The following is a 15532-nucleotide window of genomic DNA, read 5'->3' as shown; positions in this document are numbered from 1 at the left end:
GTAAATTATACTAGAACTCTCACATAGTGAGAGTTTTTTTTGTTGGTTATAATTTTCGTTTTTTAGGAAAATATAGACAAATTCGTTACGTTTTTTTTTGTAATTTTCAAGTCTTTTAAAAATTTTTCAAATACCCTGTATTTGAAAGGAAATAATAGAATATAATGAATACAATCACAGCCGCAATTACCGCTGTTGGAGGCTACGTTCCAGACTTTGTGCTTTCAAACAAAGTATTGGAAACAATGGTAGATACCAATGACGAATGGATTACCACTCGTACAGGAATTAAAGAAAGAAGAATTCTGAAAGATGCTGATAAAGGAACATCATACCTTGCAATAAAAGCGGCTCAGGATTTAATTGCAAAAGGAAATATTGATCCACTTGAGATTGATATGGTTATAATGGCAACAGCAACACCTGATATGATGGTGGCTTCTACGGGAGTTTATGTTGCTACAGAAATTGGAGCAACAAATGCATTTGCATACGATTTGCAAGCCGCATGTTCAAGTTTCTTATACGGAATGTCAACTGCCGCCGCTTATGTACAGTCTGGACGTTACAAAAAAGTACTTTTAATTGGGGCAGATAAAATGTCGTCAATTGTAGATTATAAAGACAGAGCTACTTGTATTATTTTTGGTGATGGAGCTGGAGCAGTTCTTTTTGAACCAAATTATGAAGGCTTAGGTTTGCAGGATGAATATTTAAGAAGTGATGGTGTTGGACGCGATTTCCTTAAAATCCCTGCAGGAGGTTCTTTGATTCCGCCTTCAGAAGAAACTGTGAAAAACAGACAGCACAATATTATGCAAGATGGTAAAACTGTTTTCAAATATGCTGTTACAAATATGGCAGATGCCAGCGAATTGATTTTGCAAAGAAATAATTTGACAAATCAAGATGTTGATTGGTTAGTGCCACACCAAGCTAATAAACGTATTATTGATGCTACCGCTGGAAGATTAGAATTAGAAGAATCTAAAGTTTTGGTGAACATTGAAAGATATGGTAATACTACTTCTGGAACTTTGCCATTGGTATTAGCTGATTTTGAAGACAAGCTTAAAAAAGGAGATAATGTAATCTTTGTCGCTTTTGGTGGTGGATTCACTTGGGGATCTATCTATTTAAAGTGGGCTTACGATAAGAAATAAATTAAAACTAAAAACGAATCATTATGGATTTAAAAGAAATTCAAAACCTAATCAAATTTGTAGCAAATTCGGGAGTTGCTGAAGTAAAGTTAGAAATGGATGATGTAAAAATCACTATCAGAACAACTTTAGAAACAAATGTTACTGAGGCTACTTATGTACAGCAATTGCCAGCTCAAGCCGCATTGCCACAAGCCGCTCGCTCCACAAGTTGCTCGCGCCAGTTGTTGTAAATGTAACTCCAGAAGCACCAGCCGCTAACGATTCTAAATATGTTACTATAAAATCTCCTATCATTGGAACATTCTATAGAAAACCATCTCCAGACAAACCTGTTTTCACTGAAGTAGGAAGCACTGTATCTAAAGGAGATGTTCTTTGCGTAATTGAAGCAATGAAATTATTCAACGAAATCGAATCTGAAGTGTCAGGAAAAATTGTTAAAATTCTTGTTGACGATATGTCTCCAGTTGAATTTGATCAACCTTTATTCTTAGTAGATCCATCATAAATAAATTTAGATTTTAGATTTTAGATTTTAGAATGGTTCGAAAGAAAATTTTTAACCATCTAAAATTATCTAATTATCAAATTGTCTAATTATCTAATTAAAATAAGATGTTTAAAAAAATATTAATTGCGAATAGAGGAGAAATTGCACTTCGTGTAATTCGTACATGCAAGGAAATGGGAATTAAAACGGTAGCCGTTTACTCTACAGCCGATGCAGAAAGCTTGCATGTTAAGTTTGCTGATGAAGCGGTTTGTATTGGTCCCCCGCCAAGTAACTTATCGTACTTAAAAATGTCGAATATTATTGTCTGCTGCAGAAATTACGAATGCAGATGCAATTCACCCAGGATACGGTTTCCTTTCTGAGAATGCTAAATTCTCAAAAATTTGTCAAGAGCACGGAATCAAATTTATTGGTGCGGCTCCTGAAATGATCGATAGAATGGGAGATAAAGCTTCTGCAAAAGCTACAATGAAAGCGGCAGGAGTTCCATGTGTACCAGGTTCAGACGGATTATTAGAATCTTACGAACATGCACAAAAAACAGCGACTGAAATTGGTTATCCAGTGATGATGAAAGCTACTGCTGGTGGTGGTGGAAAAGGAATGCGTGCCATCTGGAAAGAAGAAGATCTTTTAAAAGCTTGGGAAAGCGCACGTCAAGAAGTCAGCTGCAGCATTTGGAAATGACGGAATGTACATGGAAAAACTTATTGAAGAGCCACGTCATATCGAAATTCAAGTTGTTGGAGATTCTTACGGAAAAGCATGTCACCTTTCTGAAAGAGATTGTTCAGTTCAACGTCGTCACCAAAAACTTACTGAAGAAACACCTTCACCTTTCATGACAGACGAACTTCGTACAAGAATGGGAGAGGCGGCTGTAAAAGCGACTGAATTCATTAAATACGAAGGAGCTGGAACTGTAGAATTCTTGGTTGATAAACACAGAAATTTCTACTTCATGGAAATGAATACTCGTATTCAAGTTGAGCACCCAATTACTGAACAAGTAATTGATTACGATTTGATTCGCGAGCAAATTATGGTAGCGACTGGTATTCCAATTTCAGGAAAAAATTATTTGCCACAATTACATGCTATCGAAGTTCGTATTAATGCTGAAGATCCTTATAACGATTTTCGTCCTTCACCAGGAAAAATTACGACACTTCATATGCCAGGAGGACACGGAGTTCGTTTAGATACTCACGTTTATTCTGGTTACAGTATTCCACCAAATTATGACTCAATGATTGCTAAGTTGATTACTACTGCGCAATCTCGTGAAGAAGCTATCAGTAAAATGAGAAGAGCTCTTGACGAATTCGTAATCGAAGGCGTGAAAACTACAATACCTTTCCACAGACAATTAATGGATGATCCAAAATATATTGCAGGTGATTATACAACTGCTTTTATGGAAACATTCAAAATGAATAGTCCAGAATAATTTTAAAGGTTGTCGATTTTCGGCGACCTTTTTTATTTCATATCAACCCGACGAGTTTTATTTCTCGTCGGGTTTTGTCGTTTTAATGGGTTGGTAAACACTAAAAGTGTGTAATTTTTATACACATTCCAATCGTATTACACACTTTTTTAGAATGTCAATTTTTGGCACAATGAGCAGGAACTCTTTATTTGTAAGGGTTTGAGCGATATGGAGTGCAAGTTCTGGTTTACGGCATAATAATTTCATTATCTAAAGCGTAAACAACTACAAACAAAACTAAAATACACATTATGAAAAAGCTATTCTTATCAGCCGCTATTGTTTTGGGAAGTTTGACTTCATTCGCCGCAAATTCTTCAATTGAAGATTCTATTATAAAAACAGTTTCTATTCAAGATGAATATACTGAAATCAAATTAGAAGAATTACCAGCTCCAATAACTGAGGCATTAAAAAAATCATTTCCAAATGCAGTAGTTTCTAAAGCATATAAAAATGAAAAAGCACAGTATAAACTAGATGTAACAGTTGGAGGCAAAGAAGGAAATCTTTTTGCTAACGCAGACGGAACTTGGATTCAAAAATAATCTAAAAGACGCGTTTCGTGTATTTACAAATAAAAAATACTAAAATTAAATTAACTGTCTTAAAATACTATTATCATGAAAAATTTATTTCTATCAGCCGCAATCGTTTTGGGAGGTTTAACATCATTTGCTTCAACTTCTCCAATATCAAATTCAATCGTAAAAACAATTTCAATTCAAGACGAGTACACTGAAATTAAGTTAGAAGAAGTTCCTTCTGCAGTTACAGATGCTCTTAAAAAAGCATATCCAGATGCAGTTTTAAATAAGGCTTACAAAAATACTGCATCACAATATAAGCTAGAAGTTGCAGTGGGAGATAAAGTAGGATCTCTTTATGCTAATGCAGACGGAACTTGGATTAAAAAATAATCCCTTTTTGTTCCAATCAAATTAATTAACTCTATTAAATATACACACTATGAAAAATTTATTTTTATCAGCCGCAATCGTTTTGGGAAGTTTAACATCATTTGCTTCAACTTCGCCAATCGCAATTACAACCGTAAAATCAATTTCAATCCAAGATGAATTTACAGAAATCAAAAATGAAGAAGTTCCATCTGCAGTAACAAATGCACTTAAAAAAGCGTATCCAGATGCAGTTTTGAACAAGGCATACAAAAACGCCGCTTCTTCTCAATATAAATTAGAGATTACTGTAGGCGACAAAGTTGGCTCTTTGTATGCTAACGCTGATGGATCTTGGGTGAAAAAATAATCACTAACTAAAAAATTATCATTATGAAAAAGATATTATTATCGGCGACTATCCTTTTAGGAGGGCTGTCAATACAAGCCACACCGATCGTTGCTGGATCAACAACAGAATTAGTAAAATTTCAGGATGAGTATAAAGAAGTTGACGCTGTTCCGGCGACTATAAAAACAGCTTTGGACAATGCTTATCCTGGTGTAAAACTTGAAAAAGCTTACGTAAACGATAAAAAAGAATACAAAATCGAAATTATCGTTCGTGATGTAAAATCAACTGTTTACACTGATGCACAAGGAAACATTCTTAAAAAGTAACTAATAAATTATCCCCACTATGAAAAAGTTAATCTTATCGGCGACGGTTCTTTTGGGAGCTTTGTCAATGCAGGCAACAAATGTTGCAGTAACAAATGAAATGGTACAATCAGTTGACATTCAAAATGAATATACTGAAATTGGCGCAGATGCTATCCCGGTCGCTGTAAAATCTACGATTGAGAAATCTTTTCCAAATACGAAACTTGAAAAAGCGTATAAAAATGAAAAGAATGAATACAAACTAGAGATTTCTAGTGGAGATAAAAAGTACACTGTTTTTACAGATGCTTCTGGAAACATTATTAAAAAATAATTCTAAATCTTGAGCAATATGAAAAAGTTAGCCCTAACAGCAGTTGTTATTCTGACAAGTTTGTCTGTTCCTGCAAATGCTATAACTACTCCAAATAAAACAGCAATATCAGTTTCAGTTCAAACAGAATATACGGAAGTAACTGTAGATGCTGTTCCGGCGACTGTAAAAACTGCTCTACAAACTGCTTATCCAAATGCAAAATTGGAAAAAGCATATGTAAACGAGAAAAAAGAATACAAATTAGAAATCTCAGTTAAGGACCAAAAGGCTACTGTTTACTCAGATGTCAATGGCAATTGGCTGAAAATATAATAAATATATTATAAATATAATTAGGTGAATTAGATTTATGTTTTTGGTGAAAAAGAGATTGCTTATAGCAGTCTCTTTTTTTGCATAATTTTGTGAGAATACAACTTTAATAGTGTTATTTTAGCAAAAAAAGTCCTTAAAAACAGATGTCAAAAATATTATTGATAGAAGATGATATTTCGTTTTGTAAATTATTAGAGAAGTTTCTAATAAAAAAAGCATACGATGTAACTATAGCTTTCTCTGCGGCAGAAGCAAGAACAGCAATCAAAAACGAATCGTTTGATTTGATTTTGACAGATCTTCGTTTGCCAGATTCTGATGGTATAGGACTAATGACAGAATTTAAAAATTCGCATCCTCATATTCCTGTTATCATGATGACAGGCTATTCTGATGTAAATACAGCTGTAAAAGCAATCAAAAATGGTGCGGCTGACTATATTTCGAAACCATTCAATCCTGATGAGGTTTTGTTAGTTATTACAAATGCTCTGCAAAACAATAATGAAGTTGAAGAAGTTGTTTCTAAAGAAAAAAGCCAACCAAAAAACAAGTTTCTTCAGAAAATGAATTCGTAAAAGGAATTTCTGTTGCTTCTCGAAAATTACTAGATCATATTCAATTGGTAAGTCCAACAGATATGTCGGTTTTGATTATCGGCGAAAGCGAGCACAGGAAAAGAAATTATAGCCAAAAGCATTCATCAGCAAAGCACTCGCAAAAACAATAATTTTATTGCAGTTGATTGTGGCGCCATTCCGAAAGAATTGGCGGCAAGTGAATTCTTTGGCCATTTAAAAGGATCTTTTACTGGAGCGATAAGTGACAAAATGGGTTATTTTGAAGCCGCAAATGGTGGAACGCTTTTTTGGATGAAATTGGAAATCTTTCTTATGAAAACCAAATCCAACTTTTGAGAGCGCTTCAGGAGCGAAAAATAAAACCGGTTGGGAGCAATAAAGAAATAAACGTCGATATCCGAATTATAACGGCCACAAATGAAGATTTGCGCGAAGCAGTAAAAAACGGCGATTTTAGAGAAGATTTATACCATAGAATCAATGAATTTTCTATTCTGTCTCCTTCATTAAAAGATAGAGCAGAAGATTTGATGGTTTTCGCCGATTATTTTCTTGAAAAAGCCAATCAGCAATTGAATAAAGATATCATCGGGTTTTCGCCGGAAGTTGTGGCGATTTTCCAAAACTACAATTGGCCTGGAAATTTGAGAGAACTGCAGAATTGCGTAAAACGTGCAACACTTTTAACGCGTGGCGATTATATAGAAAGCGAAGTGCTTCCAGCAGAATTTTTCCAGATTCAGAAACAAAACTCGGCAGAAACAACAGGTAGTTTTTCTTTGTCAGATAATGAAAAGGAAACCATTATTCACGCATTGTCAAAAACGCAAAACAATAAGTCTGAAGCCGCAAAACTGCTTAAGATTACCAGAAAGACACTTTATAATAAATTGAAGCAATACAACATCGATTAAACGATTTCTTGTTTTAAGGCTTCAAAAAGTGATTTGATTTTAGCTTTTAGATCGGTTTGAATATTTTTTATTGCAGTAATTTCAAATTCATTTTTTTCTAGGTTTAATAGAATGCCTGCAATTTCGTTTGCTTCAATTTGCTTGAACATAGGCGCAATGCGATGCGCGATAGCATTTATTTCGGCTTTATTTTCATCTTTTATTGCATTTTCTAGATAAGCTAGATTTTCATCTGTACTTTCGATAAAAGATTTTAAAACATCATTTAATGCATTTTTGTCGTTGGCCAGAAATTCTTTCAGCGTGTCTAAAGAATACAATTGTGAATTTGATTTTTCAGCTGTTTCATTTATAATATCTTTTGGCAAGCTGTCATTTTCAGAAATTATCCGGATCGTGTCGAGTAATATTTTTGGCGAATAAGGTTTTTTGACTACAGTTGTAAAACCGGAATCTGAATAAACTGAAGTTTCTAAATCGCTTCTTCCGGTCAAGGCAATCACAGGCTGATTTTTATAAAATGAAGTGTTTTTAAGTTTTTTCAAAAACATAAAACCATCCATTTCTGGCATTTGAATGTCGGTAATTATAAAATCAAAATTCGTTTTTTCAATAGATTCCAAAGCTTTGATGGCGCTGTTAAAAGACAAAACCTGATGTTTTTCCTGTCTTAAAACGCCACTCGTTAAATTCAATAAATTAATATCATCGTCAATAACAACAAAGGTTTGTGGCCTGATATTATGATTTTTAGGTACAGTTTTTTTTGCTTCTTCGGTTGTATTTGTGCTTGTGTCAAACAATAAAGGCAACTGAATTTCAAAAGTGCTTCCTTGGCCAAAAATACTTTCAAGTTGCAAACTTCCACCAAGAATCGAAATTATTTTTTGGCAAATAGAAAGTCCTAAACCTGTTCCGCCATATTTTTTTCGATGCCTTCATTTGCCTGAGCAAATTCTTCAAAAACAAATTTTTGATTTCCTTTTTCAATTCCAATTCCTGTATCTTCAATAGTAATCGCAAAAAAATCATTTTTTTCAGTCAAAAAAGCACTGATTCTGATATAGCCTTCTTCTGTAAATTTATATGCGTTGCCAATGATATTGGTCAAAATTTGTTTTAGTCGAAAAGGATCGCCAACAATTTTTGCATTCAGTTTTTCGTCAACATTAATTATTAAATCAATCTTTTTCTGTTTGTAAACCGTTTGTATGCTTTTGGCGACTTCGTCAATAACTTCGGGCAAAAAAAACGGAACTTTTTCAATTGTAATTTTTCCGGCTTCGATTTGTGAAAAATCAAGTAAATCCTGCACTAATTGCGTGATATATTCAGACGAATTTTTGATGTTTTTAATGAAATAAGATTGTTTTGTATTGACATCTGAATTGCCCAAAAGTTCAGAATAGCCAACAATAGTACTCAATGGCGTTTTCAGATCATGACTTACGGTCGAGATCAATTGTTCGCGGCTTTTTAATAGATTTTTGGTTTTGAAATTCGCAATTTCAAGTTGTTTCTTGTACAACTGTGATTTTGAATAATCGCTTACAATCAAAATAGAAAAGAAAATAGTCAATACCAAACCAATAATCGCCGAAGCCGTCACGATTTCATTGACTTTTTTAAGCGATTTTTCTTTTAATGAATTGTTTTTTATTGAGTTGATGATGATTTCTCGCTCAATAATTCGGAGTACTTTTCGGAGTTGTTCTGAAATCGCAATTTCGTTTTTCAGTAATTTGTTTTCTTCAAAATTCAACGATTCTTTTTTCTTTTCGGCTTTCAATTTTACTGAGCTCAAAAGCTTTTTGGAATTGGCCAAAATCGAATCCGACGCTTTTTTGCTTAATGTATTTGTGCTGTCATCAGGAATATTTTGATTGAGATAATCAACATATTTTTGAAGCACATTTTTTTGATAAGCGCCCAGCTGATTCGGATTTTTAGTAAAATCCTGAAGTTCTAATTTGCGAAGCTTGAATTCCATTTTAGTAATTTCATCAATAGCTGAATTTACTGAAACTTCATCATCGGCCTTATTTTTTATGGTTTTAAGTTGCTGAATATTTTTGGTTTTTTCTGCCAATAAATACGTGACGCTATCTAAAAGGACTTTTTGATATTCAGTAGTAACAATTTGTTTCAAAGTGTCAATTCGAGCACGAAGCGAATCGGTTTCAATAACGTAACTTTTAAAGTCTTTATCAGAATTGGTCTGTATTGTTTTTCGCGCTAAGCTTTCTGTTTTATAGACATTCGAAAATAATTTGCTGACTCTTAAAATCTTTGTTTTTTCAAACGCAATCTTGTCTTCCAATTTGTTGTAAACGACATTTTCAGAATACAAAAACCAACCTACGGTAACAACCAGTGCCAATAATGCGACATAACTAAAGAGCACTTTGATTGCTGTATAACTTTTTTTGCTCTCCATAGATTGTTATTGTTGAAATTGAGAAGTTTTAAAATTAGAATTCACTGCAATTTATTTAAAAAAATCTGTTTTTAAAAGGGAAATCCGGCCGAAAGTGTTACATAATTCAAAGCTTTCAGAAAGAAAACAGCCTCAGATTATATAATAAATCTGAGGCTGTTTTTAATATTTAGGATTAAATTATAACGTTTCGTCTAGCCATTTAAAAAATTCACCTTGCCAAACTTGAGCATTTTGAGGTTTTAAAACCCAGTGATTTTCGTCAGGGAAATAAACAAATCGGCTTTTGATTCCTCTCAATTGTCTTGCTTGAAAAGCTTCTTGTCCTTGTCCAATCGGCACGCGGTAATCTTTTCCTCCTTGGAAAATCAAAATTGGTTTGTTCCAGTTTTGTACCAAAGTTGCAGGGTTAAAAGTCGTATAAGATTTTTGAGCAACTGCATTGTCTTTTTCCCAATATGCACCGCCAAAATCCCAGTTGTTAAAGAAAACTTCTTCAGTTGTTCCTAACATAGAAACAGTATTGAAAACTCCGTCGTGAGCGATAAAAGTCTTGAAACGGTTTTTGTGGATTCCAGCTAAATAAAATACTGAATATCCTCCGTAACTAGCTCCAACACATCCTAAACGACTTTTGTCAACATAGCTTTCTTTTGCAACATCATCAATTGCAGAAAGGTAATCGTCCATAACTTGTCCACCCCAATCTTTACTGATTTGTTCGTTCCACGCAACACCATGTCCCGGCATCCCGCGACGATTTGGCGCAACCACTACATAACCTTTAGTCGCCATTAATGAGAAATTCCAACGGTAAGAATACGATTGTGTCAATGCGCTTTGTGGTCCACCTTGGCAATACAAAAGCGTTGGATATTTTTTGAAGCATCAAAATTTGGAGGAAGAATAACCCAAACCAACATTTTTTTGCCATCAGTTGTCGTAACATAACGTCTTTCTGTTTTGCTCGGCGTTATTGTTTTATAAGTATCAGTATTTACATTTGAAATTTGTTTCCAAGTGTTTTTCTTCAAGTTATAAGAAAAAATTTCAGCAACATGATTCATGTCTGTTCTTGTAACAATGATATCATCACCAGAAAAACCAACCAAATCGTTGACATCAAAATCACCATTTGTAATTTGGCGAACGTTAATTGCCATTTTAGTCAAACCAGGAAAATTAACTGTAAAAAGCTGTTTTGTTCCGTCAACTGCGGCAACAAAAAATACATTTTTACCGTCTTTGCTCCAGATAAAATGATCTACAGTTCCGTCCCAATTTGCAGTCAAATTGGTTTTGATTCCTTTAAACTCAACTATAATATCGTTTTTGTCAGCTTCATAACCGTCACGTTTCATTTGCAACCAAGTCAAGTTTCCAGTTGGAGAAAATTGTGGAGCTGTATCGTAACCTAAATTACCTTCAGTTCTATTAATCGTTTTTTGAGTTTCTAAATTGTACTCATAAATATCTGTATTTGTAGAAATTGCATAATCAGTTCCTGCTTTTTTCTTGCATACGTACAAAATGCTTTTTCCGTCAGGCGACCAGATATAATCTTCGTCGCCACCAAAAGGTTTTTGAGGAGAATCAAAAGTTTCACCTTTTAAAATGTCAATTCCTTTTGCGCCGTCTTTGTTTTCTTTATAAAAAACATGGTTGAATTTCCCTTCGTTCCAAGTATCCCAATGACGGTAATCTAAACCATTATAAATTTGAGCGTCTGATTTAGTAAGATTAGGATAAAAATCTTTTCCTAAAACTTTCTCGATTTTTACTTCTTCATTATAAACTAAAAATTTTCCGTCAGGCGAAATATTTTTGTCTTTCAAAACATCTTTAGTGTCCTTAATTTCAGTTGCAGTTCCACCATTTACAGGAATAGTATAAATTTTAGAACTCGATTTGTTTTCTTCTACAGAAGGTGTGGAAACCTTGAAAACAATATTTTTTTCATCTTTCGAAAGTCCGAGTGGTGTTACTCTTCCTAATTTCCATAACAATTCCGGTGACATCACATTCTGTCCGATAGCGTTTAAACTCATCATTATTAAGGTTGTTACTACTACTTTTTTCATAATCTAATATTCTTTTTTTGTGGCGCTAAAAATACGAATTTTAAATCCCAATATTTTAAATTCCAAATTCCAATTTTCTGTTAAAGTTCCACGATTTCTTTTCGCCACGAATTCACGAATTATTTTTTTAATAATCTTTGAGAATAAAAATTCGTGAATTCGTGGCTATAAAAAATCAGTAGCAAGTTTTGAAAATCGGAATTTAAAAAGTTGTAATTTAACCCAAGATTGGAATTTGGAATTTAAAATATTGGAATTTATTTTTAAGAAAGATGGAATTAAGTTATTGGGAGCTCAAAAATTGGTTTACAAATGTAGATTACACAATCGTTGGCGGCGGAATTGTAGGCCTGCACACTGCATTACGCTTGCGCGAAAGATTTCCAGCTTCTAAGATTTTGGTTTTAGAAAAAGGAATGTTGCCACAGGGCGCAAGTACAAAAAATGCTGGATTTGCCTGTTTTGGAAGTCTTTCTGAAATAATGGACGATCTAAAAACGCATTCAGAAGACGATGTAGTGAATTTGATCGAAAAACGTTGGAAAGGTCTGCAATTGCTCCGAAAAAGATTAGGAGATTCGGCAATTGATTTTAAGCCTCACGGCGGATATGAGTTGTTTTTGAAAGAAGACGAATCTGGTTTTTCAGAATGTATTTCGAAAATTCCTTTTATAAATGAAGTTTTAAAACCGCTTTTCAAGGCCGATGTTTTTTCTAAAGAAGTGGACCGTTTTGGTTTTGAAAATATTCACGAGTATTTGATTTTTAATCCATTTGAAGCGCAGATTGATACCGGAAATATGATGCAGGAATTATTAAAACAAGCCGTTTCGGCAGATATTTTAATTTTAAATCAACAAACGGTAACGTCTTATCAAGATTCAGGAAGTCATGTAGAAGTGGTGTTGAATGATTTTAGTTTCAAAACTAATAAACTCCTTTTTGCAACTAATGGTTTTGCCGGAGCTTTAACAAATGGCGCTGTAAAACCAGCTAGGGCTCAGGTTTTGATAACAGAGCCAATTCACAATTTAGATATAAAAGGCACGTTTCATCTAGATCGTGGTTATTATTATTTCAGAAATATTGGCGACCGAATTTTATTTGGCGGAGGCCGAAATTTGGATTTTGAAGGTGAAACCACAACCGAATTTGGTAACACGAAAATTATTCAAAATAAATTGGAAGATTTGCTGAAAAATGTAATTTTACCAAATCAGGATTTTCAGATAGCGCATCGTTGGAGCGGTATCATGGGAATGGGAAATAGCAAGAATCCTGTCGTGTCACAACTTTCTGAAAACGTGTTTTGTGGAGTGCGTTTAGGCGGAATGGGAGTGGCGATTGGCAGTTTAATAGGAACAGAATTAGCAGATTTATTATAATGGCAACAACCAAAAAACCAGCACCAAAAAAGCCGGCAACAAGTAAAGCAAAACCAGCAACAAAAAAGAAAAGCAATCGTACGTTTGGCGAAAAAGTCAAATGGTTTTTTATCAAAGCAATGTTGTGGTTTTTTGGTTTGTCAATAGGTTCAGTGATCTTTTTTAAATATGTGCCGGTGCCTTTCACACCATTAATGGTTGTTCGAGCCATTGAAAATAAAATGGGAGGCAAAGAAGTTTACTTTGATCATGACTGGGAACCAATTGATAAAATTTCGATGAATTTGCAAAAAGCAGTTATTGCTAGTGAAGATGCAACTTTTTTGACGCACAACGGTTTTGATTTTAAAGCACTTCAAAAAGCATATAAAAGCAACGAGCGCGGACGCCGAATCCGTGGTGGAAGTACGATTTCGCAACAGACTGCAAAAAATGTTTTTTTATGGCAAGGAAAAAGTTACTTGCGTAAAGGTTTAGAAGCTTATTTTACTGTTTTGATCGAGATAATTTGGGGCAAGGAAAGAATTATGGAAGTGTATTTGAACAGTATCGAAATGGGCGACGGTGTTTATGGTGCTTATGCGGCAACGGAACATTGGTACAGGCGTGATGCTTCGAGCTTGACGCCAATGCAAGCCGCAGGAATTGCCGCAATTCTTCCAAATCCAAGAAAATTTAAAGCTACAGGTTCTTCAAGTTATATCAACAGACGAAAAGAGCGAATTGTTCGTGAAATGCGTTATGTGGGCAAACTAAATTATGATGGGAAATAAAAACGTTTTTCTTGCGGTTTTTCTGCTCGCGACAACTTTGGTTTTCGGACAGGGAAATACAAAAGAATTCGGTTTTATCTCGGATAATGATTTATATACATCGTCAAAAAATGACATGTATTATACCAATGGTTTAGAGCTCTTCTTTCGTTATTTATCCAAAAACGAAAACGAAAAAATCAATAAAAAAATAACTGAATTTCGTCTGGGACAATATATTTATAATCCGAGATTTATTAATGAAACGGCTGTAGATATTAATGATCGACCATTTACTGGTTATCTTTTTGCTGAAGCTGGTCGGAGTTTTTTCTACCAAAGCGAGTCAGTTTTAAAAACAGATTTTCAATTGGGTTATATGGGGCCAAATGCTTTTGGGCGCGAAACTCAGGAAAGTTTTCATCATCTTATTGGTTATAAAAAAGTCTTTGGCTGGGAAAATCAGTTACATAATGCTCTTGCTGTTCAGACGCATATTATGTATTCGAAAAAATTATTTCCGAGCAAACACAATGATTTTATAGATCTTCATTTTCAGTCGGAAGCTAATTTAGGGACTATTTTTACCGGAGTTTCCACAGGATTTCTAACCCGAATTGGTTTCAAAAAGCTTTTGCCTATTTACGATTCAAATTTACACGACGCTTCTGTAAGTTCGGAACTGCAGTATGATATCAGAGAATTTTATTTCTATGCGATGCCAAGTGTCAATTATCAGTTTTATGATGCGACAATTCAAGGAAGCATGTTCAGCAATACAAGTCCAATAACTTTTGATTTGGAACCGCTTCGTTTCAATGCCGAAGCTGGTATAAAATACCGCCACAACAAATTCAATATTTCGTATTCTTTTCTGTATCGAGGAAGAGAATTGAAAGATCCTGGAATTGATACGAATTCTGGGTACTTTTATGGAAGTATTAGAATGGGATTTTTGATTAAATAAATATAAATTGCTAGGGGTAAATTTCAGAATATTTATTGTATCCCTATTTTCTGTATATAAAAAGAGCCATAACAATTGTTATGGCTCTTTTGGTATTTATCTATAATATGAATTTTCTATCTTAATAATTTCAGGGTACTAATTCAGAAATATTTAAAAATGATACTTAATTCAAAAACAGATACTTATTCTTTTCTTAAAGACTTGAGTGTGCTTCAGCCTTGTTTAAACTCACATTGTACTCAAATTTTCTGCAAAAGTACAAACTACATATTGATTAATTCTCAATTTAAGGTTAAATTTTTGTTTTTTATTTAAAATAGCATTCAGAAATAATACTAAAATTGCTTAATAGCTAATTTTTGAATAAAAAAGCTTTCTGTTGAGTGAAAAATTCATGTAATAGATATGGATTAAAATTCGATAGAGGGAATTTGCGATGAGTGCCTGTAAAGTAATGCCACAATCGAAATAGAAAAAGATTTACAAAGACCCAAAATTTCTTCTCTAGCCCCGATGGGAACGGCATCCTTTTTCCTGCTTCTTTAGCAGGGAAAAGATATAGTGGACAGCGGGACGGGTCTTGATTTTGAAAACGAAATTTTCTGCTTCTGATTTCTAAGAATAATACTTAACCTTCTGATAATATGAAATATAGTTTAAAAGGTTATATTTAGTATAAAATTTAAAATCATGGATATCAATTGGAACATAATAGGAATTGTGGCAATCTTGGTTGTGGTTTTGGTTGTGTTGACGATCAGAAAAAATCAGCGCGAGAAAAAGAAATTGGAAAATTTATTGAACAACGATTTCAAAAAAGCAGAAAAAGATAGAGTTGATGCTGAAGATTCTGCAAATGAAAAATAATTAGAAATTAGTTTTTCTAAAAAATAAAACCCTTGTAAAACAGAATTTACAAGGGTTTTTAGTTTGTGGAGAATACCGGATTCGAACCGGTCACCCCTTGCCTGCCAGGCAAGTACTCTAGCCAAATGAGCTAATCCCCCAAAGCGTTAACAAATAAAG

Annotated in this window: 13 protein-coding genes, 1 tRNA gene and 4 pseudogenes; 14 read left to right on the top strand and 4 right to left on the bottom strand. The window is 33.9% G+C overall.

The window, feature by feature from the left end; all coding sequences use genetic code 11:
• The first annotated feature begins 164 nt into the window (after nt 1-164).
• The 10 genes and pseudogenes from ACQ9BO_RS00765 to ACQ9BO_RS00720 all read left to right on the top strand — a co-directional run bounded on the left by ACQ9BO_RS00765 (nt 165) and on the right by ACQ9BO_RS00720 (nt 6881).
• Nucleotides 165-1163, top strand: coding sequence for a beta-ketoacyl-ACP synthase III (locus ACQ9BO_RS00765; RefSeq protein WP_431243269.1), 999 nt, complete (start codon nt 165-167; stop codon nt 1161-1163).
• 23 nt (nt 1164-1186) lie between these two features.
• Nucleotides 1187-1674: pseudogene (gene accB / locus ACQ9BO_RS00760) on the top strand (acetyl-CoA carboxylase biotin carboxyl carrier protein).
• 107 nt (nt 1675-1781) lie between these two features.
• Nucleotides 1782-3130 (top strand): annotated as a pseudogene (gene accC / locus ACQ9BO_RS00755) (acetyl-CoA carboxylase biotin carboxylase subunit).
• Between the two features lie 293 nt (nt 3131-3423).
• Nucleotides 3424-3720, top strand: a complete 297-nt coding sequence (locus ACQ9BO_RS00750) for a hypothetical protein (RefSeq protein ID WP_431243268.1) — start codon at nt 3424-3426, stop codon at nt 3718-3720.
• Between the two features lie 75 nt (nt 3721-3795).
• A complete protein-coding gene (locus ACQ9BO_RS00745) occupies nt 3796-4092 on the top strand; it encodes a hypothetical protein (protein WP_431243267.1) in 297 nt (98 codons plus the stop codon).
• A gap of 49 nt (nt 4093-4141) precedes the next feature.
• Nucleotides 4142-4441: a hypothetical protein gene (locus tag ACQ9BO_RS00740; protein WP_431243266.1), complete on the top strand. Its 300-nt coding sequence runs from the start codon at nt 4142-4144 to the stop codon at nt 4439-4441.
• A 23-nt stretch (nt 4442-4464) separates the two neighbouring features.
• Nucleotides 4465-4752, top strand: a complete 288-nt coding sequence (locus tag ACQ9BO_RS00735; protein ID WP_431243265.1) for a hypothetical protein — start codon at nt 4465-4467, stop codon at nt 4750-4752.
• 19 nt (nt 4753-4771) lie between these two features.
• The gene (locus tag ACQ9BO_RS00730; protein WP_431243264.1) at nt 4772-5068 is read left to right on the top strand and encodes a hypothetical protein; all 297 of its coding nucleotides are present in this window, start codon (nt 4772-4774) and stop codon (nt 5066-5068) included.
• Between the two features lie 18 nt (nt 5069-5086).
• Nucleotides 5087-5383 carry a hypothetical protein gene (locus ACQ9BO_RS00725; protein ID WP_431243263.1) on the top strand — a complete coding sequence of 99 codons (297 nt, stop codon included), beginning with the start codon at nt 5087-5089 and terminating at the stop codon, nt 5381-5383.
• Nucleotides 5384-5529: 146 nt separating this feature from the next.
• A pseudogene (locus ACQ9BO_RS00720) lies at nt 5530-6881 on the top strand (sigma-54-dependent transcriptional regulator).
• Here ACQ9BO_RS00720 and ACQ9BO_RS00715 read toward each other — a convergent pair.
• From ACQ9BO_RS00715 to ACQ9BO_RS00705, 3 genes and pseudogenes are all read right to left on the bottom strand, one after another.
• Nucleotides 6878-7741, bottom strand: coding sequence for a response regulator (locus ACQ9BO_RS00715; protein WP_431243262.1), 864 nt, complete (start codon nt 7739-7741; stop codon nt 6878-6880). The pseudogene ACQ9BO_RS00720 and the gene ACQ9BO_RS00715 overlap by 4 nt on opposite strands.
• Nucleotides 7742-7785: 44 nt before the next feature.
• The gene (locus ACQ9BO_RS00710; protein WP_431243261.1) at nt 7786-9318 is read right to left on the bottom strand and encodes a sensor histidine kinase; all 1533 of its coding nucleotides are present in this window, start codon (nt 9316-9318) and stop codon (nt 7786-7788) included.
• 180 nt (nt 9319-9498) lie between these two features.
• Nucleotides 9499-11399: pseudogene (locus ACQ9BO_RS00705) on the bottom strand (alpha/beta fold hydrolase).
• 272 nt (nt 11400-11671) lie between these two features.
• Between ACQ9BO_RS00705 and ACQ9BO_RS00700 the strand changes: the two are divergent.
• From ACQ9BO_RS00700 to ACQ9BO_RS00685, 4 genes are all read left to right on the top strand, one after another.
• A complete protein-coding gene (locus ACQ9BO_RS00700) occupies nt 11672-12784 on the top strand; it encodes an NAD(P)/FAD-dependent oxidoreductase (protein ID WP_431243260.1) in 1113 nt (370 codons plus the stop codon).
• Nucleotides 12784-13557, top strand: a complete 774-nt coding sequence (mtgA, locus tag ACQ9BO_RS00695; protein WP_431243259.1) for a monofunctional biosynthetic peptidoglycan transglycosylase — start codon at nt 12784-12786, stop codon at nt 13555-13557. The genes ACQ9BO_RS00700 and mtgA overlap by 1 nt, the downstream gene beginning before the upstream one ends.
• Nucleotides 13547-14503, top strand: a complete 957-nt coding sequence (locus tag ACQ9BO_RS00690) for a lipid A deacylase LpxR family protein (protein WP_431243258.1) — start codon at nt 13547-13549, stop codon at nt 14501-14503. The genes mtgA and ACQ9BO_RS00690 overlap by 11 nt, the downstream gene beginning before the upstream one ends.
• Before the next feature lie 693 nt (nt 14504-15196).
• The gene (locus ACQ9BO_RS00685; protein ID WP_431243257.1) at nt 15197-15373 is read left to right on the top strand and encodes a hypothetical protein; all 177 of its coding nucleotides are present in this window, start codon (nt 15197-15199) and stop codon (nt 15371-15373) included.
• Between the two features lie 66 nt (nt 15374-15439).
• Here the strand turns inward: ACQ9BO_RS00685 and ACQ9BO_RS00680 are convergent.
• Nucleotides 15440-15513: transfer RNA gene (locus tag ACQ9BO_RS00680), tRNA-Ala, on the bottom strand.
• Between the last annotated feature and the right edge of the window lie 19 nt (nt 15514-15532).

The organism is Flavobacterium sp. P21 (assembly GCF_050632225.1).
Taxonomy (GTDB): domain Bacteria; phylum Bacteroidota; class Bacteroidia; order Flavobacteriales; family Flavobacteriaceae; genus Flavobacterium.
The sequence above is the reverse complement of the archived record's forward strand: the minus strand, read 5'-3'. Positions and strand labels throughout refer to the sequence as shown.